Here is a 24,644-nt window from a genome sequence, read left to right as displayed (position 1 = left end):
GGCTGGACGATCTCCCAGAGCCCATCGGGCAACACATCGCTCACAGGACGTGATCATGCCAGGCTCAGGAGCATCTCGCAGGGCTTTTGAGATGAGCTCTTAGGAGCGCGGTCCACTCTGCGGTTGGGAACTCAAGGTGCCCGGCGTCGCGGTTCTGGGTGTCGCGAACGAGGTGCTCACCGGGGAGGTCAGCGACCTCAACGCAGTCGGAGGCGTTGGCGCTGTAGCTGCTCTTGCGGAAGGTGAGTTCGGTGGTGTGGGGGTGCATGAGTGGGGCCTCCGCTGGGGGTGGGGACACGGACTGCTTCCTACACAGTCCTGCCCGGAACTTGGCCCCGCACTGCTGTCTGCTGCGGACAGTCGAGCCTGCTTCCCGCTCTCAGGACAGTCAGGTACATGCCTCACGGGATGCTTGCAGGTAAACACGGAGGCCCCCAGTCATCGACTGGGGGCCTCCTCTGTCGCGCTATTTGCAGGTCGCGGCCTTGACTAGCGCGGCCCACTCCGACCCGGGGAACAACAGGTGCCCGGCCGCGCGGTTCTGAGTGTCACGCACGGCAGACATGCCAGGGGTATCCGCGACCTCTACGCAGTCCTGTCCACGCGCGCTGCTGTAGCTGGACTTGCGGAAGGCGAGTTCGGTGGTGTGGGAGCGCATGAGTGGGACCTCCGCTGGGGGTGGGGGACACGGACTGCTTCATGCATTGTCCTGCCCACTTCTACTCCCCACGCTCAGTGAAGAACGTCCTGATCCTTGTACGGCTGCGGCCAGCAAGTTGGCTACCGGCCTGGAGCGTAGGAAGCGGTGCTTGCGGGACATGCATTAAGCGGGCATGGCAAAGAACCCCCGGCGCCTGGGCCGGGGGTTCTTCGTGTCTACGTTAGATGCGAGTCGTGTTGAGCAGGGCTGCCCACTCAGAGGACGGGTAGACCAGGTGGCCGAGCTCACGGTTCTGAGTGTCGCGGACGGCGGCACCCGCCGGGGTGCCAGCGACCTCCACGCAGTTCTCCTGTCGACCGCTGCTGTAGCTGCTCTTTGCGAACGTGAGTTCGTGGGACATGTCGAGCACAGGTACTCCTTCTCGGGTCAGGTCACGGACTCCAGCACTTCTTTGATGAACGCTATCGAGTCGTCCACCGAGAGAGCGGAGGCCTGGGCGTAGTCGTACATCAGCTCGTGCTGCCTGATGTCCTCATCTTCTTCGAGGAACAGAGTGTTCAGACCGCTGCTCTCCAGGTATACACAGCTCGGGTCCTCGGGAAAGTCCAAAATGGTGAAGCCACCAGGCATGACTGCGTGTGGTCCGATCTTGTTGGGGAGCACCTGAATGCGCAGTGTCGGCTTCTGGACGTCGATGAGGTACTGGAGCTGGTCCGCGAGGTCCGGGGTGACCTTGCGCAGAGCAGATTCGTCGATCACGGCCCACAACTTCGGAGCATCTGGCCGAGCCAGGATTTGCTTCCTGATCATGCGAGCTTCAACGCTACGGGAAACCGCGTCCTCGTCCGTGATGCCATGGCCTCGAATCACTGCTCGGGCATAGGCCTCGGTCTGAAGCAAGCCAGGGATCAACAGAGTCTCAACGGTCCGGATGGAGTTGGCCTCCATCTCCAAGCCGACGTAGGCACCCTTGCCGAGGACATCTTGGTACCCGACCCACCACCCCTTCAGTCGAGACTGCTCGGCGAGCGTGATGTACGCGCCGCGCTCTACAGGATCGGTGACCTTGTAGACATCCAGGAGCTTCTCGATGTCGCCAGGGGCAGGGAGAACCCACTCATTCCGCTCCATGCGGGTCAGCTTGCCCCGAGAGAAACCAGCCTGCTTCGTGGCCGCGTCCGAGGTCAGCTTGGCAGCCTCCCGTAGCTCTCGGAGCTTCCGGGCCAACCTTCGGCGGCGCACGGTCGGACTGCTCGCCACAGTGTCGTCTCCCCTCGCGTCGTTGCTTATGAATCCTATGACTGGCGGCTGAGAATCAGACATTTGACTCACCTCTCACATCAGACCTGGCAGATCGACTCTGATTCAGTAGTCAGTTTCGATCTGAGCATTGCATATTTCAAGCTGATGGGTGACCATGGCTTCACTCGATGCTTCATCGGGTTATCCACCTGACTTGGTCCCTACCGGAGGTGTGCGCTGATGGCGCCCCGTTACCTGAAACTCTGCGAGCTGGCGTGTACCCGCTACCTCGCGTCCGAGGCGATACGTCGCCGTCGCCCTAGGCAGGCGGCCCGTGTGCGAGCTTTTGCCGCGAACCCCCGCCGCCACCCGTCCGGCTCTTGGGTCCCTGTGGTCCCTTCTCCCCGCAGGCCGATCGACGCGGTGCCGGTGGAGGTCCTGCGGGCCGTCCTGGCTGGGTTGCGGCGTTTGGTGGTGGTCCCGTGAGGCCCGCTCCGCCGTTCTCGCCCGAACTGGCCCGCCGTGAGGTGGTGGCTCCGGTGGCGAGTTTCATCAAGCCGTTCCACTCGCACTACTTCTCCCGCACCGTGGGACCCCCCTACCGCAAACGGCAGTACTCCTTCGCCGGACTCCCCGGGCTGATGCCGCTGGTCCGCGCGTTCTTGGACACCAGCGCGGCGGAGCGGTGTGAGGAGTACCAGTTCCTGTTCACCCTCCTCGGGTCGGAGTTGGCGAACAACGCGATCGTCCACTCACGCTCGAGTGAACGCGGCAGTACGTACAGGCTCACTGTGGATCGAAGGTGCCCTTCTCCTGGGGCAGGCGGCTGCCCTGGTCGCGGCAGATCAACGTCATCCCCTTCGCACCCCACCGCCGCGACCTTCGCCGACATCGAAGCCGGAACCGCCACCGGCCGAGGTCTGGCGCTGATCGACGCGCTCGCGGACCGGTGGGGCGACAACGGCGACCCCAAGTTCCGCCAGGTGTGGTTCTTCCTGGCCTACGACCTCACCGACAACCCATGGATGCAGATCGACACCGAAGACACCAAAACCGCCGACGACGCCGAGAACATCGGCAAGAACGAGGTGGAGTGCTGATGTTGGACATCGACACCAGGGACCTGCTCGAAAGCGCCGAAAACGCCCTCACCGCACCGGGGCACCTGACTCCCGCGCAGGTGGACGTGTGGCACAACCACACCCTGCGCAACCGCATGCCTCTGGTGCTGGAGGCGCTGCGGATCGCCGGAGACGAAGGCGACGCCGAACGGGCCATGGCGCTCATCGACCAGGCGGTGCACGACTACCCCGCCCCCACCCGGGTCCCTGGAAACAGGCCAGTGCCGGGATCGGTGCCGAGGCAGACCACCCCCGCCCAGACGCTTCCTGTTCTCGAACGCGAGCTGTCCGAACTGCTGCACACCCACTGGGTGACGACCGTGGAAGGCACGCCCCCGAACGAGGTGTTCGTGGGCCGACGCCCCCTTGGCTGGGCGGGCCAGGGCGACCCCTTCGAGAGGATCACCGCCCCCACCCGCACCGAACTCTTCCGCCTGCTGGCTCACCGCCACCGCGCCGACCACCAGGACGACCCGGAACCCCCAACCGCAGCCTGAAGCCTGACGAAGGCTGTCATGAAAAAGGCTCTGGCGGGTGAGCCAGCATCACCAAGCCAGTGCTGGACCTCCCCTTCCACAAGGGGCTGGACACCGCATCGCAGAGCAGGACCAGCGCCCCGGCACGACGACGCAACAACGAAAGCGAGCACACCATGTCGACGATGACCCCCCTCCGCCCAACCACAACCACAACCACACCGTCCCGTCCGAGCGTGATCCCGCCCAGCTCGCCAACGGCCGCCGATTGTTCCATGTGCCATGGGCAGGGCGGCCGCTGGATGGACTCCGACGGTCAGACGCCGGGCAAGAACACGGGGGGCCGCTGGATTCCCTGCTCCGGCTGCAAGGGCACGGGGAAGGTCTGATGGGGAACAACACCACCATGGAACACGCCCCTCTCGCTCAGGCCCTGGCCGGCCAGCTCCCGGACGGCACCCCCGACCACATCCGAACCCTGTTCGCGACGGTCCCCCGACACCGGTTCCTCCCCGACATCATGTGGGGACCCGACCGTGTCCGCTACGACCGCACCACCGACCCCGGCGCCTGGATGCGGGCCGCGTACTGGGACCAGCCGCTCACCACCCAGCGAGACGACGGCCTGGAGGGCGGCATGGGAATCGCCTCCTCATCGTCGTCGGCTCCGACCGTGATGGCACGCATGCTCACCGCGGCCGACCTCGCCCCCGCCCACTCGGTCATGGAGGTCGGCACCGGCACCGGATTCAACGCCGCCCTGCTGTGCGAACTGGTCGGAGGCGAGCGGGTGTCCACGATGGAGATCGACCAGGTCATCGCTGACAAGGCCCGCTCCACCCTGCACAGGGCCGGATACGCACCGGAGATCTTCTGCCACGACGCGGAGACGATCACCACCGACACACCTGAGGTCTTCCACCGGATCATCGCCACCTGCCAGGTGGCGCACATCCCGCCCGGGTGGCTCACCCAGCTCCGACCGAGCGGGCTCCTGATCACCCCGTGGTCACCCTCCCCCGGGACTCCGGGCGGTGCGCTCGCCGTCCTGGAGAAGCGCCATGGCAAGGCGGAGGGACGTTTCGAAGGTTCGCTGGGGTTCATGTGGGCGCGCGGCCAGCGCTGGCACAGGGGCCGCGCCCCGGACGTGGGGGCGATCCCCGACCACACCGTCCGCGCCGAGGGAGACCCCCGCGACCTCCTCGACGGCGAGTCCGGTCTCCTCCTGTCCCTGCTGGTGCCCGGCTGGGCGTGCGGCATGCGCATGGAACCCGGTGCCAGCGAACCGTACCTGTGGCTGACCTCGACCTCCGCCGAACCCGGGTGGGCGCAGCTGCACCCGGACGGCCGTGTCGAGCAGGGCGGCGGGCGGCGTCTGGTGGACGAGTTCGAGACGGCTCTCACCTGGTGGCGAGCACAGGGTGCTCCACCCGTCGACCAGTTCGGGCTGACGGTCGACGAGGACGGGCGCCACACCGTGTGGGTGCACGAGCCCCAGCACGCCCTGTGGACCATGCCCGAGGAGTGAGACCAGCCCCGCCACCCCGACGGGTGATGGGGCACAGCGACGACGACCACGTGACCGGATCACACGAAAAAGCTCTGGCGGGTGCGTCAACACCCCCAGAGCAGGCCGACAACACAACCCCGTTGAAGAGAAAGAGATTGCCGACATGGCCATTGTGCCGCACACCCCTGCCCTGAACCACACGAACAACCCTCCCCCGGCTGAGTCCCGGTGGGAGTGCCGGGTCTACCCCGGACAGCTCTCCCAGACGAGTCAGGTCCGAGCGGACCTGGACACCGACCTCACCCGCCTGCTCACCCTCCCGGGCGAGGTGCGGGAGGAGATGGTGTTGTGCGTCAGCGAGATGTTCGCCAACGCCTGCGAGCACTCCCGCTCGGGACAGGACCCCGATGGCAGGGTGGTCCGCACCCTGGAAGCACCGGTCCCGGGGCTGGTGAGGGTGTCGATCATCGACGACGGCACCCGGACCGACACCACCGCCGACCGGCTCCCGAGGGTTCCGCGCAGGCGCACCCGTCAGGACTGGGAGGAGGCCGAACGCGGCCGAGGCCTGCTGATGGTCGGCCACCTCGCGTCCCGGTGGGGGTTCCGGCCGGTGCTCGACTTCCCCTTCTGTGAAGGACTGGGCACGGTCATCTGGGCCGAGTTCACCCTCCTCACCCCGGCCACCACTGGCGGCAACCGATGACGGCGCACGTCAGCGCCCAGGTGCGGTCGGTCCTGACCGCACCCCGAGGCCAGCGCTTCACCCGACCGGCCGGGCGTCCGCTCCGGGCCCTCCCGGTTCTGCCGAAGACACCCCAAGCGGAGGCACCCCGCTCGGAGATGCCCTGGGAGGAAACCCACCAGGCCCGACAGGAACGACTGCTCCGCCAGATGCACGGCAACCCCCGAGTGGCCTACATGCTCCAACACGGACCGGTGCCGCACTGGGTCAAGGTCGCCCGCCAACACCGCGAACAGAAGGCCCGCGAAGCCCGACAGGCCGCCGCCGACGCCCGAGCCGAGCTGCCGGAACCGGTCCGCACCCGGGGCCGTCACCGGGCGCCCCGCCGCTGGTGGGGGTGGCCCGCCACCGCCCTCGGAACCGTCCTCCTCCTCGGACAGACCACCCTGGAAGCCCTCGGAGCGAGCCTGGCCCCCGACATCGGCATCCCGATCTAACCGAACAACGAACCGGGGCCCGGCACACACCGGGCCCCGCACCACCCCTCCTGCGCGGGGAGGGAGTAGCCCCTTGGTCGTTCTGGGGTCGGGACGAGTGCGCCGACGCCTGTACGACTGGTACCGGGAGGCCGCCGCCTTTCACCGGGAGCCCGGTGTGGCCGAGGTCCGCGAGAGGCTGTCGAACACCGTGCTGGCCGAGAACACGACGTCGAAGGAGACCACATGACACGGATCGGGATCACCGGTCACTCGAAACTCTCCGCCGAGAGCGTGCCCCTGGTACGGGAGGCCCTTTCCGCGGTACTCGCCCCGTACGAGAACGGTGACCTGGTCGGAGTGTCCTGCCTGGCCCGAGGTGCCGACCAGATCTTCGCTGGGGTCGTGCTGGAAGCCGGGGGCAGGCTCGAAGTCGTCCTGCCCTCCGTCGACTACCGCGAGGCGAAGGTCAAGCCCCACAACCTCGACCAGTTCGACGACCTCCTGATGCGATCGTCCCTGGTCCGCTACATGCCGCACAGGACCGCCGGGCGGGAGGCCTACGAGGACGCGAACGAGACGGTTCTCGGCGGCATCGACCGTCTCGTCGCCGTCTGGGACGGCCAACCGGCGGACGGTAGGGGAGGTACCGGCGACGCGGTCGAAGCGGCACGAGAGCGCGGAGTGCCCGTCGACGTCGTCTGGCCGGAAGGCGCGCGCCGAGAGTAGGCCGGATCGAGAAGGCGCCGAGCGGGTGGCGGGGAAGCCCGCCGCCTACTCCTCGAACCAGTCCCGCGCGGACGCGCTCTCGGCGAGGAAAAGAAGTGCGACGTTGACCAGGAGGGCAAGCCCGATGCCCGCCCCCAGGAGGAAGCCCACCACCTGGTTGAGGAGAGCCCCCCAGAGAACGAGCCTCAGGACGGTCCGGCACCCGCGCGTCGCGAAGCTCAGCCCTGCGGCGACGAACAACTGCCCCATGAAGATCGCCACGGACGCCACCAGACCGAAGGCGATCCAGCCGCCCATGACGTCCGGATCGGGTGCCGCGAGCGCCCCCCTGTCGGTTTCGATGACGTCGAGCAGCTCGTCGGGGAACAGGAACGACAGGAGCCCGAGGAGGACGACGAGCAGGTCGAGGACGAAGACGACCTGCACGATCCTGAGCGACACGGGCATGCGCGGTGGGGGTGTGTACCGGGTCATCTGAGCCTCCGGGGGTGGTGGATCGGGGACGGTCTCCACCCTGGTGGGAGGGGGCGGCGGCACCGCCCGTTGGTGACCGGTTGCGGCCACGGGTGCGGGCGGGCGGCTCCGGCCCGCCCGTGCCGGGAGGGCGGCGCAGAGCCCCCGCTCCCCTGTCCGGCCGTGTCGCCGCGTGTCGGGTCATTTCCCCCTTGGGGAGGCACCGCGCTGGGTAGTGTCCGTGAGAAGGACACGGCCCCCAGGACTGGAGCGTGCGCGGTGAGCGGAGAACGTGACGAACACGGTGTCACCGAGGCCGAGCGGGAGGCGTCCGCGCGGCTGTGGGCGCTGGCCAGCCCGGTCACCCCGATGGCGATCCGGGCGGTGGCCACGCTGCGGATCGCCGACCACCTGGCCGACGGGCCGCGCACCGCCGAGGAGCTGGGCGCGGCGGCCGGGGCGGACCCGGACGGCCTGGCGCGGGTGCTGCGGTACCTGGTCAGGGAGGGCCTGTTCACCCTGGACGGGGACCGGTTCGCGCTTACCGACGTCGGGGCGGCCCTGCGGACCGACCACCCGGCCTCCCGGCTCGGCTGGTTCGCCGGGGACGGCGCGCACGGCCGCGCCGACCTGTGCCTGTCCGAGCTGGCCGAGGCGCTGCGCACCGGCCGGAGCGCCTACTCGCTGCGGTTCGGCGGCGCGGGCTTCTGGGAGGACCTGTCCGCCGACCCCGCACTCTCCCGCTCCTTCGACGAGCTGATGAGCGGCCGGATGGTCAACCACTCCGAGACCATCGCGCAGATGTACGAGTGGCAGGCGCTGGACCATGTCGTGGACGTGGGCGGCGGCAACGGGTCGCTGCTGGTCACCCTGCTGAAGCGCTTCTCCCGGCCGCGCGGGACCGTGGTCGACCTGCCCGGACCGGCGGCGGCCGCACGCGCGAACTTCCGGGAGGCGGGGCTGGCCGACCGCGCGGACGCGGTCGCGGGCAGCTTCTTCGATCCGCTGCCGGTGTCCGGTGACGCCTTCGTGCTCGGCTGGATTCTGCACGACTGGGACGACGACGCGGCCGTGGCGATCCTGCGGCGGTGCGCGGAGGCGGCCGGTCCGGCGGGGACGGTGCTGGTGGCCGAGCACGCCGCCGAGGACGTGGTGAGCGAACTGGACCTGCGGATGCTGGCGTTCTTCCAGGGGCGGGAGCGCACTCCCGAGGACCTGGCGGCGCTGGCCGGGCGCGCGGGGCTGTGCGTCGCCGGGAGCCACGTGCACAAGGGGGTCGCCCTGGTGGAGCTGACCGTGGGCCATCCCATGTGATCTACGCCACACACGCCTCCGCCACCTTGGGTGACGCGGGGGCCACGCGATCCGCACCGCTCACCCCGTTGACGCGGCGACCCCCGAGCTGGCTCCATGGTGCGCACCTCTTCACACCCGCTACTGAGGAGTTCACCCATGATCGACCGCAGGCTCTTCCTGGGCGGCGTCTCGCTCGCCGCCGGAGCCCCCCTGCTCGGCGCGACCGGTTGCGCCACCAGGCCCCAGAGCATCACCCCCGTCTCGAACACGGCCAACCTGGGAGCGCTCCCGGTGAGCGTGACCAACAACAGCGGCCGCTTCGCGGACGACGAGGTCCTCGTGTACGTCGTCGGCACCGACCTCGTCGACGACGTCCACTGCCGGGTCGACGCCCAGGGCACACCGCACCCCGTCAGCCTGGACGACAACACCGACGACGGGTACACCGACTACTCGATCCCCCTGGGCGCCCTCGCCGACCTGACCCTGCCGTACATGTCCGGCCGCATCTACTTCGCCATGGGCGGCAAACTCGGCATCCGGATCGTCGAGGACGGCAACGGCAACCCCGCGCTCCAGCTCCCGGCGGGCTGGGTCGAGGACGACCACGGCTTCGACGTCCTGCACGACTCGGTGGAGTTCACCCACAACGAGGACGGCATGTTCTGCAACACCTCGATGGTGGACCAGTTCAGCGTGCCCATCGGCATCCGGCTCACCGGAAACGAGGACCAGAGCACCGGCTTCCTCCTGCCCGGCGGGCGCGACGCCATCTTCGAGACCCTCGCCGCCGACCCCGACTTCTCCCCGCTGGTCTTCGACGGCCACCGGATCATCGCCCCCGGCCACGGGCTCGACTCCGGGATCTTCCCCACCGACTACTACGACCCCTACGTCGACCAGGTGTGGTCGCACTACGCGGGCACCGACCTGACCGTCACCACCAACGCCGGGACCTTCACCGGCCGGGTCCAGGGCGACGAGCTGCTGTTCGACGGCGGGGTGTCGCCCATCCCCCGGCCCAGCACCCGCGACGTGTTCTTCTGCGACGGCGCCCTGGCCGCGCCCAACGACGGGATCACCGGCCCGGTCGCGGCCATCGTGGGTGCCGCGCTCAACCGCGCCACCCTGCTGGACCACGCCGCCCAGCCCACGAACGACCCGAACGGGTTCTACCTGGCCGACATCGCCAACCGGTACGCCGGGACCTTCCACGACCACACCGAGGACGGCAAGGCGTACGGGTTCGCCTTCGACGACGTCGAGGACTTCGCCTCCTACATCCAGGACCACGGGCCCTCGGGGCTGGAGATCACCCTGACACCGTTCTAGCGGGCCGTTCCGGCGGGCCGTTCCGGCGCGCCGCGCGAACGCCGCCACGTACACGCGCCCCGGGCGCACCGGCCACACGGGGTCGGTACGCCCGGGGCGCGCCCCCACACGGGTTCACGAACCGACCGGCCCGGCCCCGGCGTGCCGGGGGCCGGTGACGGTCAGCGGCCCTGGTGGCGCTGGGGGTGCTCGGTCTCCTCGTACCACTGGCTGGCGGCCGCGCCCTCGTTGAGGACGACGATGACGACGAGCAGTACGAGGGCGATCAGGAACGATCCGCCGGTCACGATGTTGACCAACACGGACACCCCGCCGATGCCCACCACCACCCGCACCAGCGTCCGGGTGCGGTACCCGCCCTGACCCATCGTGGCGGCCACGTAGACGTTGAAGCCGGTCGTCGCGACACCGATGAGCATGATGAACAGCATGGTGCCGGTGCCGACACCGGCCACGCTCCGGAGCTCGGACTCGGTCATCGCGCCCATCCCGATGAAGGCCAACAACAGGCCGAGGGCGGCCAGTCCGGCCTGGACGAAGAGGATGACCTGGATGGCCGTGAGGGTGCCGGGTTTCGGGTTCATGGGGGACTCCGTACCGCTGGGGGACGCCCCGGGGCCGCTCGCCCCGAGGCCTGTCGCCCGGTGAGACGCCGCCACGACGTCCCCGGTTCCGCCGCCACGGAGGCGCCCCCACCGGACTCCGGACGGCGCGCGGCCCGGGCACCCCCTCGGGTCCCCGGGCCGCGCGGCGTCCTCGCACCGGGCTCAGCCGGTGTCGGGCTCCGCGGACACCTCCGGGGGCCGCGAGCGCTCGCGCACCGACTCCACGATCGCGGAGAAGTCCCGGGGCACCCCGTCCAGGCTCTCGGCGAACGCGCGGTAGACCTGCGCCGCGCGGCCGCCGACGAGCGCCTCCACGCCGGTCTGGTCCAGCGCGCTGGCCGCCAGGCCCAGGTCCTTGGCCATCAGCGCGGCCGCGAAACCGGGACGGTAGTCGTGGTTGGCCGGGCTGGCGGGCACCGGGCCCGGGACCGGACAGTACGACGTGAGCGACCAGCACTGCCCCGAGGCCGTGGACATCACGTCGTACAGGGCCTGGTGGGTCAGGCCCAGCCGCTCCCCCAGCACGAACGCCTCGCTCACCGCGAGCATCGACGCGCCCAGCACCATGTTGTTGCAGATCTTCGCCGCCTGGCCGCCGCCCGGGCCCCCGCAGTGCACGACCCGGCCGCCCATCACCTCCAGCAGCGGCCCCGCCGTGGCCAGGTCGGCCTCCTCCGCGCCGACCATGAAGGTGAGCGTTCCGCCCTCAGCCCCGGCCACGCCACCGGACACCGGGGCGTCCATCGCCCGGTGGCCCGCCTCGACGGCGGCGGCGTTGGCGGCGCGGGCGTCGGCCACGTCCACCGTGGAACAGTCCAGGAACAGCGTGCCGGGGCGGGCCACGGCCAGCAGACCGCCCTCCCCGGACCCCTCAACCCCCGGGGCGCCCCGGTAGGCGTCGAGCAGGTGGCGGCCGCTCGGCAGCATGGTGACGACGACGTCGGCCCCGGCCACCGTCTCGGCGGCGGACCCGGCCACCCGCACGCCCGCTCCGGCCGCCCGCTCCAGGGCCTCGGGCACCAGGTCGTACCCGGTGACGGCGTGCCCCGCGGCGACCAGGTTGGCGGCCATCGGGCCACCCATGTTGCCCAGCCCGACGAAGGCGACCGCGCTCATCGCGCACCCCCCGGGCCCTCGCACGCGGCGACCGGCGCGGCGAGACCGACCGGACCGTCCGGGGCGGGATCGAAGGCGCGTGCGACGTCGGCGTCCGAGACCCCGGCCAGCGTCGCCGGAGCCCACCGGGGCCGCCGGTCCTTGTCGATCACCTGGGCGCGGATGCCCTCGACCAGGTCGGGCCAGCCCAGCGTGGCCGAGGAGACCCGGTACTCCTGCTCCAGGACCTCCTCCAGGGTGTCCAGGCCGCGCGCGCGGCGCAACGCCGCCAGGGTGGTCTTCACCGAGGTCGGCGACTTGGCCGCGATGGTGTCGGCCGCCTTCGCGGCCTCCGGGTCGCCGTGGTCGCGCAGCCGCGCCACGATCTCCTCCGCGGTGTCAGCCGAGTAGCAGGCGTCGATCCAGCCCCGCCGCGCCTCCAGCGGGGCGGCGGGGGCGATCTCTGCGAAGCCGCCCACGGCCTCGATGACCTCGGCCTCCGTGCGGGCCCGGGTGAGCGCGGCGACCAGGTCGGGCAGGCGCTCGGAGGGCACGTAGTGGTCGGCCATCCCGGTGTACACCGCGTCCCCCGCGCCGATCGGCGTCCCGGTGAGCCCCAGGTGGGTGCCGGTCTCGCCGGGCGCCCGCGACAACAGGTAGGTGCCGCCCACGTCGGGCACGAACCCGATGGTGGTCTCCGGCATGCCCACCTTGGAGCGTTCGGTGACCACACGGACCCGGCCGTGCGCGGAGACCCCCACACCGCCGCCCATGACCACGCCGTCCATGAGGGCGACGTAGGGCTTGGGGTAGCGGGCGATCCTGGCGTTGAGGCGGTACTCGTCCCGCCAGAAGTCGGCGGCCCGCCGGTCGCCGTCCACCGCGCTGGCCCGGATCGCCCGGATGTCGCCGCCCGCGCACAGGCCGCGCTCCCCGGCGCCGTCGAGGAGCACGGCCGCGACGGCCTCGTCCTTCTCCCAGTCGGTCAGGGCGTCCGCGAGCACGCGCACCATCCCGTGGTCGAGGGCGTTGATGGCGCGCGGCCGGTTGAGGGTGGCGCGGGCGAGCGCGCCCTCCACCCTCAGCAGCACCGTCGCGTCGTCCGGGCTCGCGGCCGTGGGGTTGTCGTCGCCGGTCATCAGGCGGCCCCGGTGAGTCGTCGAGCGATGATGAGGCTCATGATCTCGTTGGTTCCTTCCAGGATTCGGTGCACCCGCAGGTCGCGCACGATCTTCTCAATGCCGTACTCGGTCAGGTAGCCGTACCCGCCGTGCAGCTGGAGCGCCTGGTCCGCGACGGTGTACCCGGCCTCGGTTGCGAACCGCTTGGCCATGGCGCACAGGTGCGCGGCCTCGGGGTCGCCCTCGTCCAGGGCGGTCGCGGCGCGCCACAGCAGGGAACGGGCCGCCTCCAGGTCGGTGGCCATCTCCGCGAGCCGGAACCGGAGCGCCTGGGCGTCGATCAGCGGGGCACCGAAGGCCTCGCGGCCGCCCAGGTAGGTGGTGCTGCCCTCCAGCGCGGCCCGCGCGCCGCCGAGCGAGCACGCGGCGATGCCGAGGCGGCCGCCGTTGAGCCCGTTCATCGCGATACGGAAGCCGTCCCCCTCCGCGCCGAGCAGGCGGTCGGCGCTCAGCCGGACCCCGTCCATGAGGACCTGGCGGGTGGGTTGCGCGTTCCAGCCCATCTTGGCCTCGTTGGCGCCGAAGGACACCCCCGGGTCGTCGCGGAGCACGACGAACGCGGAGATCCCGGCGGCCCCGTCGCCGCCAGTGCGCGCCATGACCACGTACACCTCCGAGGCGCCCGCCCCGGAGATGAACTGCTTGGCGCCGGTGAGGACGTAGTGGTCGCCGTCCCGGACCGCGCGGGTGCTGAGCGCGGCGGCGTCGGACCCGGCCTCGGGTTCGGTGAGGCAGTAGCTGCCCAGGGTCTCCATGGAGCACAGCCCCGGCAGCCAGCGGGATCGCTGGGCGGGGTCGCCGTACCGGTCGACCATCCAGGCGACCATGTTGTGGATGGACAGGTACCCGGCCAGGGACGGGCAGCCGGTGGCCAGGGCCTCGAAGACCAGGACGCCGTCGAGCCTGGTCAGGCCGGTCCCCCCAGCGTCCTCGGAGACGTAGAGGCCGCCCATGCCGAGTTCGGCGGCCCTGCGGAGCACGTCGACGGGGAAGTGCTTGGTCTGGTCCCAGTCGACGGCGAACGGTGCGAGGTGCTGGTCCGCGAACGCGCGCGCGGTCTCGGCGAGCGCGCGCTGTTCGGCGGTGGTCGCGGAGGTCACCGCACGACCGGGATGGTGAACTCGGCGCCCTCCTTGACCCCGGAGGGCCAGCGCGAGGTGACGGTCTTGGTGCGGGTGTAGAAGCGCACGGAGTCGGGGCCGTGCTGGTTGAGGTCGCCGAAGCCGGACCTCTTCCAGCCGCCGAACGTGTGGTAGGCGACCGGCACCGGGATGGGCACGTTCACGCCGACCATGCCGGTGTCGACGCGCTGGGAGAAGTCGCGGGCGGTGTCGCCGTCGCGGGTGAACACGGAGACGCCGTTGCCGTACTCGTGCTCGCTGGGCAGGCGCAGGGCCTCCTCGTAGTCGGCGGCGCGCACCACGCACAGCACCGGGCCGAAGATCTCCTCCTTGTAGATCCGCATGTCGGTGGTGACGCGGTCGAACAGGGAGGCGCCGGTGAAGAAGCCCTCCTCGTGACCGGCGACCTTCAGGCCGCGGCCGTCGACCACCAGCTCGGCGCCCTCGTCCACGCCCAGACCGACGTAGGCGTCCACGCGGTCGAGGGCGTCGCGGGACACCAGCGGCCCGAAGTCGGCGTCGGGGTCGTCGGCGGCCCCCACGGTCAGCCCGCAGATGCGCTCGGTGAGCTTGGCGACGAGGGCGTCGGCGGTCTCCTCGCCGACCGGCACCGCCACGGAGATGGCCATGCAGCGTTCCCCGGCGGACCCGTACCCGGCCCCGATCAGGGCGTCGGCGACCTGGTCCAGGTCGGCGTCGGGCATGACGACCATGTGGTTCTTGGCCCCGCCGAAGCACTGGGCGCGCTTGCCGTGCGCGGTGGCCGTGGAGTAGACGTACTCGGCGATCGGGGTGGAGCCCACGAAGCCGACGGCGGCCACCCGGGGGTCGGTGAGCAGGGTGTCGACCGCCTCCTTGCCGCCGTTGACGACGTTGAGCACGCCCGGGGGCAGCCCGGCCTCCAGGAACAGCTCGGCCAGGCGGAGCGGGACCGAGGGGTCGCGCTCGGAGGGTTTGAGGATGAACGCGTTGCCGCAGGCCAGGGCAGGTGCGGCCTTCCACAGCGGGATCATCGCGGGGAAGTTGAACGGGGTGATGCCCGCGACCACCCCGAGGGGCTGGCGCAGGGAGTGCACGTCGATGCCGGTGCCGGCGTTGTCGGTGAACTCGCCCTTGATCAGGTGCGGGATGCCCGCCGCGAACTCCACCACCTCCAGGCCGCGCTGGAGGTCGCCGTGCGCGTCGGCGACGGTCTTGCCGTGTTCGGCGGACAGCGCCCGGGCGATCGACTCGCGTTCGGGTTCGACCAGCTGGAGGAACCGGAGCAGGACCCTGGCCCTGCGCTGGGGGCTCCAGGAACCCCATTCGACCTGGGCCGCCTCGGCGTCGGCGACGACCGCCTCGGTCTCCTCGCGGTCGGCCAGGGGGACCCGGGCCCGGACCCGGCCGGTGCTGGGGTCGTACACGTCGCCGAAGCGGCCGCTCCGCCCGGGGACGTTCCTGCCATGCACGAAATGCGTCAGCTCGCTGACCATGCGTGTTCGCTCCATCCTCGTGGACCACACGGATCTCCGGCCGCGAGCGGTGGCCTGACTTCCGGGTGTTCGACCCGGTCACAGTGGCGGGACCGTGCTGGATTCGCACCAGCTTCCCCGCTCCACGGCCCCCTCACCATATAGTTGGACGTCCTACTAAATCCAGACCCCCGAACCCCCGATCCCGTCACGTTCCGTCCCCGGACGCCGCCGAAGCGCGCCCGAAGGGGCGGGGTTAGCGTGGAGGCGTGTGCCGGTGCCCCCTGCGGGAACCGCCCGAGACACCGGTGTGCGAAAGGTCGGTGGTCCCCCCGTGTCCGACTCCACGACCCGGGCGTCGACGGCGCCGCTCGGCGGACGGTTCTGGGCGTTTTGGTCCGCGGCCCTGGCCTCGAACCTCAGCGACGGCGTGGCGATGATCGCCGTGCCGTGGCTGGCCTCCTCCCTGGCCCCGGACCACGCGGCCCTGGTCGCCGCCGTGGCCACGGCGGGCCGACTGCCCTGGCTCCTCCTCGCCCTGCCCGCCGGAGTGCTCGTGGACCGGGTCCCCCGGCTCACGCTGATGGTCTCCGCCAACACCCTGCGACTCCTGCTGTGGGCGCTGCTGGCCCTGGTGGTGTTCTCCGGCTGGGCGTCGATCCCCCTGCTCGCGGCGTTCGCGTTCTGCTTCGGCGCCCTGGAGGTCTGTTACGACACCGCCGCCGAGACCACGGTGACGTCGCTGGTCCCCCCGGAACGGCTGGAACGCGCCAACGGGCACGTGCGCTCCGGGGCGATCGTGGCGCAGGAGTTCGCCGGAAGGCCGCTGGGCGGGTTCGTGCTGGCCCTGGGGCTGTTCGTCCCGTTCCTGTTCAACATCGCCGCGCTGCTGGTGTCGGTGGTGGCGCTCCTGCGCGTCCGCGCGACCGCTCCGACGGCCCCCGTGGCGCCGACCGCTCCGAGCGCCGCCGACGTCCCCGCCCCCCGCGAACGGCGCGGCCTGGCCGGGGTGTGGGCGGACGTGGCCGAGGGCGTGCGCGCCGTGTGGAGTCAACCCCTGCTGCGGGCCGTGGCCGTCATCGCGGTGTTCGTCAACACCGCCTACGCGACCATGCTGTCCACCCAGGTGCTGTTCGTCCGCGACACGCTGGGGCTGGGTTCGGCCGGGTTCGGCCTGTTCATGGCCTTCGCCGCGATCGGCGGGATCGTCGGCGGCCAACTGGTCTCCTGGCTGCGCTCCGCGCTGCCGCACGGGACGCTGCCGACCCTGTGCCTGGCCGGGAGCGGCTTGCTGTACCTGCTGGTGGCCGCCTTCCCCCTCACACCGGTGGTGGCCGGGGTGTACTTCCTCAGCGGAGGGCTGGTGCTGGGCTACGCGGTCGCGATGACCTCGATCCGCCAGCGCATCACCCCGGACCACCTGCTCGGGCGGGTGAACGCCGCCATGCGCACGGTCAGCTGGGGCATGAGCGCCGTGGGCATGGCGGCGGGCGGTGTCCTGGTGGCGGCCTTGGCGCTCGCGCTCGGCCAGACCGACGCGCTCCGTGTCCCCTACCTGCTGGTGGGCGTCATCAGTCTGGCCGTGGTGGCGGTGTTCGGCCGAAGGCTCGTCGGTCTGGTGCGGGAACACGACCTCTGAGCCCCGCCACCGGCCCCCGGGCGGCCCGCACTGGTCGGGGTGTGCGGGCCGGGGACCGGTGGCGGGATCGACCGCGCCGGGTCCGTCGGATCGGGGCAGGAGGGTCGCGCCCCGAGCCGATCAGTCCCCCGGCGAACCGAGGGTACGGAGCATCCCGTGGGCCTCGTCCACGCGGACGGGGTAGGCCTCGGGGCTCTCAGCGAGCCGCATGGCGGTGAGGTCGCAGGCCATCGCGGTGTGGGCGGCCAGAACGGCGACGCTCTCCGCCGTGCCCGCCTCCGTGAGGGCCCCCGCTAGACGGAGGGCCCGCTGCTGCCGGGTGAGCAGGTAGCGGGATCTGAGGTCGACGCTCTCTCTGAGGAGCCGCACCAGGACCGTCGAGTGCGCGGGCGTCAGCGCGGTGCGGGGACACGCCGCCGCTGCCTCGCGGAGTAGGGCGAGCGCCGCCCCGAGGTCGGTTCCCGGCTTCCGGTCCGCGCGTTCGCGCACGTGGGCGCACATGCGGTCCACCTCGGCGCTGTCGTCGGCGAACAGCACCTGCTGCTTGTCACCGAAGTACCGGAAGAAGGTGGTGCGGCCGACCTCGGCACGCTCCGCGATGGCCGCGACCGTGACGTTGTCGAATCCGTGCTCGGCGAAGAGTTGGAAGGCTGCTGACACGATCGTGGCCCTCGCCTTACGGCGTTTGCGGGCGTGGAGTGTGTCCGGGGGGTGGTGCATGGGCGACCCTATCGAGTGGGAACTCGGTTCTCAATGGTACGCGGGACCGGCCATTGGGACGGTGGTCCCGAAACGGACCGAGAGACCGAAGGAGCGGGATGACTTCCGGGCTGGATGACCGGATGTGACCGGCGTACCGGGCCGGGGGGAGCCCCGGAGCGAACACCGGCTGGCCCGGGAGTTTATTGCAAAGTGATCTGGTACCGACAACCGCCTTCCACTCGCCGCAGAACCCCTGCCCGGAAAGAGTTCCCTCCTCACGGAAGTTATCCCTCCGACAGGCGCCCCATTTCCCGTGGGCGCCAATTCGCCACCCACGGTAAATCGTTCGGGTTCCTAACTATTCACTGGCAGCAGTGACCGGAACCCTCCCGTGACCCCGGCTTGACCCCCACCCGACACTCCTCCCGGCGCCGTCCACGTGTTCCCGGCGTCGTCCGTACCCCTGTGCCAGAGTGGAGACCTGACTCACATCTTGGAGTTCGTCATGGCATATCTCCTGGTCATCGGCACGCGCAAGGGCCTGTTCACGGCCCGGAGCGAGGATCGGCGCGCATGGGAGGTGACCGGACCGCACCGGCTCGACGAGGCCAACGACGCCGGTATGAGCCCCGTCTACACGGTCGGGATCAACCCGCACACCCAACGCCTGCTCGCCGGAACGGAGAGCTGGCACTTCGGGCCGAGCGTCTGGCACAGCGACGACCTCGGCGCCACCTGGACCGAACCGCCGAGCCCGCCGATCGCCTTCCCGGAGGACACGGACGGGTCGCTGACCCGCGCCTGGCAGTTCGCCTTCGGCGCCGACCCCGACACCGTGTTCGCCGGAGTGGAGCCGCACGCCCTGTTCCGCTCCTCCGACGGAGGCGACAGCTTCGAACTGGTCCGGGCACTCTGGGACCACCCGCACCGGGCGAACTGGATGCCCGGTGCCGGTGGCGCCGCCATCCACACCGTCCTGCCCGGCAGGCTCGGCGTCGGACGCGAGACACCCGAGGCGATCACCGTGGCCATGTCCACGGGTGGTGTCTACCAGAGCGAGGACGACGGGGCCAGCTGGCACCCGACCAACAGGGGCATCTCCGCCGGGTTCCTGCCCGACGAGGAGCCCGAGTACGGCCAGTGCGTGCACAAGGTCGCCGCCGCACCCGACGGCTCCTTCTACGCGCAGAACCACCACGGGGTCTACCGCAGCGCCAACCCGTCCGACGGGTGGACGTCGATCGAGAAGGGCCTGCCGACCAACTTCGGCTTCGCGGTGGTCGCCCACCCGCACCACCCCGACACCGCGCTCAACTTCCCGGTGGTGAGCCAGGAGGTCCACCTCCCGCCGGACTACCGGCTCAGCGCCTACCGCACGGACGACGGCGGGGGTTCGTGGCAGGCGATCACCGAGGGCCTCCCGGAGGAGCCGTACTTCGGCATCACCCTGCGCGACGCCGCCTGCACGGACGGCGCCGAGGTCCCCGGCTTCTACTTCGGGACCCGCTCCGGGGACGTCTACGCGACCACGGACGACGACGACCGCTGGCACCTGGTCGCCGCCCACCTGCCCGACGTCCTGTGTGTACGGGCGACGGAGGTGTGAGATGCGGGTGACCGTGCACCTGACCAGCGTGCTGCGGGCCGACGCCGGGGGCGCCACCCACGTGCCGCTGGAGGTCGAGGACGGGACCCGGCTGCGCGGGGTGCTGGACGCGCTGGCCGAGCGCCACCCCGGCCTGGACCGTCGGATCAGGGACGAGCAGGGCGGGCTGCGCAGGTACGTGAACGTGTTCGTGGACCAGGACGAGTGCCGCTCCGTGGGCGGACTGGACGCCACCGTCCCGAACGGTTCGGACGTACGGCTGCTGCCCTCGGTCGCCGGGGGCTGAACGGACGGGCCCGGGGCCCGTGTCCCGGGCCCGTCCGCGTGTCAGTCGGCGGCGGTGCGACCCTCGTACCGGTCGCGCCGGGCGTCCATACCAGCGTCGCCCGAGGCGGGAGGCGCAGAGGCACGGTCCGTGCCCGCCGGATCGGTCGGAGCCGCCTGCGGCACCGCCGCACCGGGCCGCGAGGACCCGACCAGCCCCGGGGGCACGGCCCAGGAACCGTCGTGCGCGCCCCGCGAGCGGGCGGCGTCCGCACCGGCCCCCGAACCGTGGTCCGCGACCACGGGTGCGACGGCCTCCCCCGGGACCCGGCGCATCGGCACCGGGCGCAGGTAGGTGAGCAGACGCCACACCCACTCCAGCGGTCCCATCCGGAAGCGCCCCAGCCACCAGCGGGCGAACAGGGCCATCGCCACGAAGTAGACCGCGGCCACCCCGTACTGGGCCAGGACCGTGACCTCGCCCTCGAACGGCTTCATGGTCAGCAGGAACACGGCGGTGCTGCCGAGGTAGACGGTGAGCGTCATCCGGCCCAGCGGAGCCAGGGCGCCCAGGGCGCGGGCCGCGGTCCGGCCGCGCCCGACCAGCCACCACACCAACCCCAGGAAGAACAGCCCTCCGCCCAGCCCGGTCAGGCCGCCCCCGAAGGAGGTCAGCACGTCGGAACCGGGGTGGATCACCGGCATGCCGTCCGCGTTCATCACCGGGACGCCGTCCGCGTCGAACTCCATGGGGAAGAACAGGTCCGCGCCGACCATGAACAACAGTCCCAGGACCTGACCCACCAGACCCGCCCACACCAGGCGCAACGGGAACCGCGAGGGCTCGCCCGCGAACTCGGGGTCCAGTTCCGGTCTGCGCGCCAACCACACGCCCGCGCAGAAGAACCCGAGGGTCTGCGGCACGAGGGTGACCAGCACGTCCGGGCCGCCGGGAAGCACCGAGCCCAGACCGAACTCGACGAACGGCGCCGTCACGAACAGGGCCGCCGCGAACCACAGCGGCCGGTTCCCGGACCCGGCCAGCAGGAACGGCATCAGCGGGGCGAGCAACAGCGCGGCGATCGAGTAGTGGACGAGGATGTCACCGGAGAACACCAGCAGGTGCGGCACCCCGAACAGCAGCCCCAGGGACACGTAGCGGCGCGCCATGACCGCCATCGGGCGTCCGCCGCTCCGCGCGGCGGACCGCCAGGCCAGGACGGCGCCGACGCCCAGCAGCACCATGAGCAGCGCCCGGGCCTTGCCGGACATCAACAGGCCCAGCGTTCCGTCGACGACCGAGGTGAGTGTGCTCTGCTCGATCTCCCCGGCGCGCTCGGCGGCGAAGACGACGACGGTCACGTTCATCGCCACCACGCCGATCATGGCGATCGCGCGGGCGACGTCCAGGAACGGCACCCGGCGCGCGGCGCCGCCGACGGGCGCACCCCCCGGCTGCGGTGCGGTGGCCGGTTCTGCGGCCTCGGTCGGTGCTGTGGTCACGGGACCCTCCCTCATCGGTACGTGACCAGCGTGGCGCCCGGCCCCACCGCCGCACATCGACCGAAGAGCCGAACCCGCGCGGCCCCGGATCAGCCATTCGGACCACCCGCCGTCCGTTCGGCGCCCGTGGGAGCCCCGCGCGTCGTACCATCGGCCGATGCGCGGGGGCGGGACCGCGCCCTAGCCTGGTCGTCATGCTCCAGTTCTCGGCTCTGACCAGGCCCTTCGCCACCGCCGACAGGAGGGCGCGGGCCTACCCCCGGCTGGTGGCCCTCGCGCTCACAGCGGGCGTGTTCGCCCTGTGGGTGGCCGACCTGCGCATGGCGCTGCGTATCCCCACGTACTCGGACTGGATGGGGCCGCCGACGTCCGCGATGGACCTCGCCGGGTGCGTCTCGGGGGCGATCTGCGTGCTGCTCGTCGCCCTGGCCGCCCGGCCCTCGGCCGGTCCGCGTCTCACGCTGACCGCCGGAGTGCTGGCACCGGTGGCCGTCACTGCGGTGTCGGCGCTGCTCTGGCCCCTGCCCAAGGGCATGTTCGGCTACCCGATCACCATGGCCGAGGCGGCCGGGATCATGGTGCTCCTGGCCCTGGTCGCGCTGCGGTGCCGCGCCTGGCAGGTCGTCCTGGCCGCATCCCTGACCTTCGGCGCCGCCTACTCGGACTACCTGCGCGAGTCCTTCACCCCGGACGTGTCCGCCGCGCTGATGCCGGTGGTCGTCGCCCTGGCCCCCGGCCTGTACCTGCGCTGGCACCGGGCCGAGCGCGCCGCGCAGGTGGACCTGGTCCGCGCGGCGGAACGGCTGGCCATCGCCCGCGACCTGCACGACGTGGTGGCCCACGAGGTCACCGGGATCGTGGTGCAAGCGCAGGCGCTACGGCACGTCGCCGAACGCAACCCGGCGGCGGTGCGGGAGGCCCTGCCGGAGATCGAGGCGGCCGGGACCCGCGCCCTGGAGTCCATGCGGGGCATGGTCGCCCGGCTCCGGGAACCGGGCGACGCCCCGTTGGCCCCCGGTCCCGCCGAGGGCCTGACGGCGCTCGCCGCGCCCGCCGGTCCCGGCAGACCGGAGGTGGCGGTCCACGTCTCCGGGCCGGTCGCCGACCTGCCCCCGGAGGTGGGCACCGCCGTGCTGCGCATCGCCCAGGAGTCAGTGACCAACGCGCTGCGGTACGCCCGGGGTGCCACCCGGGTGAGCGTGGTGGTCACCGTCGACGGGGGCCAGGTGGATCTGCGCGTCCACGACGACGGCCGGGGCGCCGGGCTCCCGGTGGGCGGCGGGCACGGTCTGGTGGGCATGACCGAGCGCGCCCGGCTGCTCGGCGGCGACCTGGACGCCGGACCGGTCGGCGTGGGGCAGGGTTGGACCGTGCGGGGAACCATCCCCGCCCGACGCGGAGGGGACGGCCAGGGGTGACGACGGGGACGGCGGGAGCCGCGGGAACGACGGGGTCGGCGGAGGCGCCGCCGATCCGGGTACTGCTCGCCGACGACCAGCAGATGGTCCGGACGGGCTTCCGGTACATGCTCGACGCGGAGGACGGGATCACCGTGGTCGGGGAGGCCGGTGACGGGCTCACGGCCGTCCGTCTCGCCGAGGAGCTGCGCCCAGACGTGGTCCTCATGGACATCCGGATGCCCGGGATCGACGGTTTGGAGGCCACCCGCCGACTGGCCGGTCCGGGCGTGGCCGACCCGCTGCGCGTGGTCGTGGTGACCACCTTCGACCTCGACGAGTACGTGCACGCGGCGCTGACCGGCGGCGCGGTGGGGTTCCTGCTCAAGGACGCCGGGCCCGCTCTGCTGATCGAGGCGGTGCGGGCCGCCGCCCGGGGCGACGCGATGGTGTCGCCGCAGATCACCGTGCGTCTGCTCCGGCACTTCGCCGAGACCCCCGCTCCCCGGCGCGACCACACCGAGAGCGGGCTGACCGCGCGCGAGCTGGACATCGTGCGCACGGTGGCGCGCGGTCTCACGAACACGGAGGTGGCGGCGGAGCTGCACGTCACCGTGAGCACGGTCAAGACGCACCTGGCGCGGGTCCAGGACAAGCTCGGGGCGCGCAACCGGGTGGAGGTCGCCGCCTGGGCGTACCGGGGCGGCCTCATGGACTGACCGGGCGGGGCCCTCGGGGTCACCGGGCGGCCCGACGCGGGGTCACCGGGCGGGCCGACCGGTCGGGGCCGTGTCCGGCCAGAAGGGCCGTGCCTGACCGCAAGGGCCTTGCCCGACCGGAAGGACCGTGGACCGAACCGGGCGTACCCGGCGCGCTTGACGAAAAAGTGAGCGGGTTCTGACCCGGGTCGCCCGTGTCGCCTCCCCGGGCACACCGACACCAACCGTGATGATCGGTGAGGAAATGGGCACCTGCGACTCGTCTGCGAGGAACGACCTATGGCCACCATGCGCGCGGTCCGGCTGAACACGACGGACCGAACCCTCACGGTCACCGACGTCCCCCGCCCCGCCCCCGGTCCCGGCCAGGTCCTCGTCCGAGTCCGGGCGGCGGGCGTGTGCCTGTCGGACGCCCACCTCGTCGACGGGACCCTGAGCCCGCTCCACCTCAAGGGCGACACCGTCACCCTGGGCCACGAGGTGGCCGGGGTGGTCGAGGAGCTGGGCCCCGAGGTGTTCGACGTCTCCGTGGGTGACCGGGTGGCCCTCCAGGCCGGTGAGCACGACCGGCACGGCCAGGTGCTCACCCGGGGCGTGGACTACGACGGCGGGTGGGCCGAGTACGCGCTGGCCAGTGAGACCACGCTGGTGCCCATCCCGGACGAACTGCCCTTCGAGCAGGCCGCGATCATCCCGGACGCCGTCTCCACACCGTGGGCCGCCGTGACCGCCACCGGCGACGTGCGCCCCGCCGAGGCCGTGGCGGTGTGGGGCGTGGGAGGGCTGGGCGCGCACGCCGTCCAACTGCTGCGGCTGGTGGGCGCCGCCCCCATCATCGCCGCCGACCCCGACGAGCACGCCCGGGCCCGCGCCCTGGACTACGGGGCCGACGTGGCCCTGGACTCGACGACACCCGACTTCCTCGCCCGGATCGGCCAGCTCACGCACGGGCGCGGTCTGGACGCGGCCTTCGACTTCGCGGGGGTACCGGTCGTGCGCGAGCAGGCCCTCCAGGTCCTCGGTGAGCACGGTCGCCTGGTGCTGGTGGGGCTCACCGACAAACCGCTGGAGGTCCGCGACGGCACCCGGTTCAGCTACCTGCGCCAACAGGTCCTCGGGCACTACGGCTCGGAGCCGGAACACGTGGTGCAGCTGGTGGACCTGGTCCGGGCCGGGCGCCTGGAGTTCAGCCGCTCGGTCAGCGGAACGTTCCCGCTGGAGGAGGCGCCCCAGGCGGTCGAGCGGCTGGTGCGGCGGATCGGTTCGCCGGTCCGCCTGGTCCTCACGCCCTGACCGCCGCCCGGGGTCCGGAGTCCGGGAGCCCCGGGGAATCCCGGCCCGGGCACCCTGGGGCGCTCCGGGACCAGGGGAGCGGGA

General features: G+C 71.6%; 27 protein-coding genes and 1 riboswitch. Of the genes, 15 read left to right on the top strand and 12 right to left on the bottom strand.

What is annotated here, in order from left to right; all coding sequences use genetic code 11:
• Positions 1-64 precede the first annotated feature (64 nt).
• The 4 genes from ACFYL4_RS22855 to ACFYL4_RS22840 form a co-directional block, all read right to left on the bottom strand.
• Positions 65-268 (bottom strand): DUF397 domain-containing protein, encoded by a 204-nt coding sequence (locus tag ACFYL4_RS22855; RefSeq protein ID WP_387520785.1) that lies wholly within the window; start codon positions 266-268, stop codon positions 65-67.
• Positions 269-466: 198 nt separating this feature from the next.
• Positions 467-658: a DUF397 domain-containing protein gene (locus tag ACFYL4_RS22850; protein WP_387520782.1), complete on the bottom strand. Its 192-nt coding sequence runs from the start codon at positions 656-658 to the stop codon at positions 467-469.
• A gap of 223 nt (positions 659-881) precedes the next feature.
• Positions 882-1,061, bottom strand: a complete 180-nt coding sequence (locus tag ACFYL4_RS22845; RefSeq protein ID WP_387520799.1) for a DUF397 domain-containing protein — start codon at positions 1,059-1,061, stop codon at positions 882-884.
• Between the two features lie 26 nt (positions 1,062-1,087).
• Complete coding sequence (locus ACFYL4_RS22840; protein WP_387520779.1) at positions 1,088-1,984, bottom strand: helix-turn-helix domain-containing protein; 897 nt, start codon at positions 1,982-1,984, stop codon at positions 1,088-1,090.
• A 401-nt stretch (positions 1,985-2,385) separates the two neighbouring features.
• Here ACFYL4_RS22840 and ACFYL4_RS22835 point away from each other — a divergent pair, with 401 nt between their 5' ends.
• The 7 genes from ACFYL4_RS22835 (at position 2,386) to ACFYL4_RS22805 (ending at position 6,900) form a co-directional block, all read left to right on the top strand.
• Positions 2,386-3,003: an ATP-binding protein gene (locus ACFYL4_RS22835; RefSeq protein WP_387520776.1), complete on the top strand. Its 618-nt coding sequence runs from the start codon at positions 2,386-2,388 to the stop codon at positions 3,001-3,003.
• Entirely contained in the window at positions 3,003-3,521 is a 519-nt protein-coding gene (locus tag ACFYL4_RS22830) for a hypothetical protein (RefSeq protein WP_387520774.1), read from the top strand. Before ACFYL4_RS22835 ends, ACFYL4_RS22830 begins: the two co-directional genes overlap by 1 nt.
• A 367-nt stretch (positions 3,522-3,888) precedes the next feature.
• On the top strand, positions 3,889-5,028 hold the full coding sequence (locus ACFYL4_RS22825) for a protein-L-isoaspartate O-methyltransferase (RefSeq protein ID WP_387520772.1): 1,140 nt from the start codon (positions 3,889-3,891) through the stop codon (positions 5,026-5,028).
• A 145-nt stretch (positions 5,029-5,173) separates the two neighbouring features.
• The gene (locus ACFYL4_RS22820; protein ID WP_387520769.1) at positions 5,174-5,716 is read left to right on the top strand and encodes an ATP-binding protein; all 543 of its coding nucleotides are present in this window, start codon (positions 5,174-5,176) and stop codon (positions 5,714-5,716) included.
• Between the two features lie 137 nt (positions 5,717-5,853).
• On the top strand, positions 5,854-6,192 hold the full coding sequence (locus ACFYL4_RS22815) for a hypothetical protein (protein WP_387520767.1): 339 nt from the start codon (positions 5,854-5,856) through the stop codon (positions 6,190-6,192).
• A 73-nt stretch (positions 6,193-6,265) separates the two neighbouring features.
• Positions 6,266-6,421 (top strand): hypothetical protein, encoded by a 156-nt coding sequence (locus tag ACFYL4_RS22810; RefSeq protein WP_387520764.1) that lies wholly within the window; start codon positions 6,266-6,268, stop codon positions 6,419-6,421.
• Positions 6,418-6,900, top strand: a complete 483-nt coding sequence (locus tag ACFYL4_RS22805) for a hypothetical protein (RefSeq protein ID WP_387520762.1) — start codon at positions 6,418-6,420, stop codon at positions 6,898-6,900. The genes ACFYL4_RS22810 and ACFYL4_RS22805 overlap by 4 nt, the downstream gene beginning before the upstream one ends.
• A gap of 45 nt (positions 6,901-6,945) precedes the next feature.
• On the opposite strand, the gene ACFYL4_RS22800 is transcribed toward ACFYL4_RS22805, so the two are convergent.
• A complete protein-coding gene (locus tag ACFYL4_RS22800; protein WP_387520760.1) occupies positions 6,946-7,374 on the bottom strand; it encodes a hypothetical protein in 429 nt (142 codons plus the stop codon).
• Positions 7,375-7,632: 258 nt separating this feature from the next.
• Between ACFYL4_RS22800 and ACFYL4_RS22795 the strand changes: the two genes are divergently transcribed.
• Positions 7,633-8,667, top strand: coding sequence for a methyltransferase (locus ACFYL4_RS22795; RefSeq protein WP_387520757.1), 1,035 nt, complete (start codon positions 7,633-7,635; stop codon positions 8,665-8,667).
• 138 nt (positions 8,668-8,805) lie between these two features.
• The gene (locus tag ACFYL4_RS22790) at positions 8,806-9,981 is read left to right on the top strand and encodes a beta-1,3-glucanase family protein (RefSeq protein WP_387520755.1); all 1,176 of its coding nucleotides are present in this window, start codon (positions 8,806-8,808) and stop codon (positions 9,979-9,981) included.
• Between the two features lie 161 nt (positions 9,982-10,142).
• On the opposite strand, the gene ACFYL4_RS22785 is transcribed toward ACFYL4_RS22790, so the two are convergent.
• The 5 genes from ACFYL4_RS22785 to ACFYL4_RS22765 form a co-directional block, all read right to left on the bottom strand.
• Positions 10,143-10,565 carry a hypothetical protein gene (locus ACFYL4_RS22785; protein ID WP_387520752.1) on the bottom strand — a complete coding sequence of 141 codons (423 nt, stop codon included), beginning with the start codon at positions 10,563-10,565 and terminating at the stop codon, positions 10,143-10,145.
• Between the two features lie 183 nt (positions 10,566-10,748).
• A complete protein-coding gene (mmsB, locus tag ACFYL4_RS22780) occupies positions 10,749-11,702 on the bottom strand; it encodes a 3-hydroxyisobutyrate dehydrogenase (RefSeq protein ID WP_387520750.1) in 954 nt (317 codons plus the stop codon).
• Positions 11,699-12,820 carry an enoyl-CoA hydratase/isomerase family protein gene (locus tag ACFYL4_RS22775; protein ID WP_387520747.1) on the bottom strand — a complete coding sequence of 374 codons (1,122 nt, stop codon included), beginning with the start codon at positions 12,818-12,820 and terminating at the stop codon, positions 11,699-11,701. The genes mmsB and ACFYL4_RS22775 overlap by 4 nt, the downstream gene beginning before the upstream one ends.
• Positions 12,820-13,962, bottom strand: a complete 1,143-nt coding sequence (locus ACFYL4_RS22770) for an acyl-CoA dehydrogenase family protein (protein ID WP_387520744.1) — start codon at positions 13,960-13,962, stop codon at positions 12,820-12,822. Before ACFYL4_RS22770 ends, ACFYL4_RS22775 begins: the two co-directional genes overlap by 1 nt.
• Positions 13,959-15,458 (bottom strand): CoA-acylating methylmalonate-semialdehyde dehydrogenase, encoded by a 1,500-nt coding sequence (locus tag ACFYL4_RS22765; protein WP_387520796.1) that lies wholly within the window; start codon positions 15,456-15,458, stop codon positions 13,959-13,961. The genes ACFYL4_RS22770 and ACFYL4_RS22765 overlap by 4 nt, the downstream gene beginning before the upstream one ends.
• A 27-nt stretch (positions 15,459-15,485) precedes the next feature.
• Positions 15,486-15,606, bottom strand: a riboswitch (cobalamin riboswitch).
• A 165-nt stretch (positions 15,607-15,771) separates the two neighbouring features.
• Between ACFYL4_RS22765 and ACFYL4_RS22760 the strand changes: the two genes are divergently transcribed.
• A complete protein-coding gene (locus tag ACFYL4_RS22760) occupies positions 15,772-17,076 on the top strand; it encodes an MFS transporter (protein WP_387520742.1) in 1,305 nt (434 codons plus the stop codon).
• A 120-nt stretch (positions 17,077-17,196) separates the two neighbouring features.
• Here the strand turns inward: ACFYL4_RS22760 and ACFYL4_RS22755 are convergent, their stop codons facing one another.
• Positions 17,197-17,796 carry a TetR family transcriptional regulator gene (locus ACFYL4_RS22755; protein ID WP_357760091.1) on the bottom strand — a complete coding sequence of 200 codons (600 nt, stop codon included), beginning with the start codon at positions 17,794-17,796 and terminating at the stop codon, positions 17,197-17,199.
• Positions 17,797-18,283: 487 nt separating this feature from the next.
• Here ACFYL4_RS22755 and ACFYL4_RS22750 point away from each other — a divergent pair, with 487 nt between their 5' ends.
• Together ACFYL4_RS22750 and ACFYL4_RS22745 are read left to right on the top strand one after the other, a co-directional pair.
• The gene (locus tag ACFYL4_RS22750) at positions 18,284-19,384 is read left to right on the top strand and encodes a sialidase family protein (protein WP_357760095.1); all 1,101 of its coding nucleotides are present in this window, start codon (positions 18,284-18,286) and stop codon (positions 19,382-19,384) included.
• Position 19,385: 1 nt separating this feature from the next.
• Positions 19,386-19,670 carry a MoaD/ThiS family protein gene (locus tag ACFYL4_RS22745; protein ID WP_357760098.1) on the top strand — a complete coding sequence of 95 codons (285 nt, stop codon included), beginning with the start codon at positions 19,386-19,388 and terminating at the stop codon, positions 19,668-19,670.
• Positions 19,671-19,711: 41 nt separating this feature from the next.
• Here the strand turns inward: ACFYL4_RS22745 and ACFYL4_RS22740 are convergent, their stop codons facing one another.
• The gene (locus ACFYL4_RS22740) at positions 19,712-21,151 is read right to left on the bottom strand and encodes a DUF418 domain-containing protein (protein WP_387520738.1); all 1,440 of its coding nucleotides are present in this window, start codon (positions 21,149-21,151) and stop codon (positions 19,712-19,714) included.
• 194 nt (positions 21,152-21,345) lie between these two features.
• On the opposite strand from ACFYL4_RS22740, the gene ACFYL4_RS22735 reads away from it, so the two are divergent.
• The 3 genes from ACFYL4_RS22735 to ACFYL4_RS22725 all read left to right on the top strand — a co-directional run bounded on the left by ACFYL4_RS22735 (position 21,346) and on the right by ACFYL4_RS22725 (position 24,560).
• The gene (locus tag ACFYL4_RS22735) at positions 21,346-22,569 is read left to right on the top strand and encodes a sensor histidine kinase (RefSeq protein WP_387520735.1); all 1,224 of its coding nucleotides are present in this window, start codon (positions 21,346-21,348) and stop codon (positions 22,567-22,569) included.
• Between the two features lie 83 nt (positions 22,570-22,652).
• A complete protein-coding gene (locus ACFYL4_RS22730; RefSeq protein WP_387520794.1) occupies positions 22,653-23,267 on the top strand; it encodes a response regulator in 615 nt (204 codons plus the stop codon).
• Positions 23,268-23,546: 279 nt separating this feature from the next.
• Positions 23,547-24,560: a zinc-binding dehydrogenase gene (locus ACFYL4_RS22725; protein ID WP_387520733.1), complete on the top strand. Its 1,014-nt coding sequence runs from the start codon at positions 23,547-23,549 to the stop codon at positions 24,558-24,560.
• The last annotated feature ends 84 nt before the right edge of the window (positions 24,561-24,644 follow it).

Source organism: Nocardiopsis sp. NPDC006938 (genome assembly GCF_042869555.1).
GTDB lineage: Bacteria > Actinomycetota > Actinomycetes > Streptosporangiales > Streptosporangiaceae > Nocardiopsis.
Note: the sequence above shows the minus strand (reverse complement) of the source record. Positions and strands in the feature narration are given on the sequence as shown.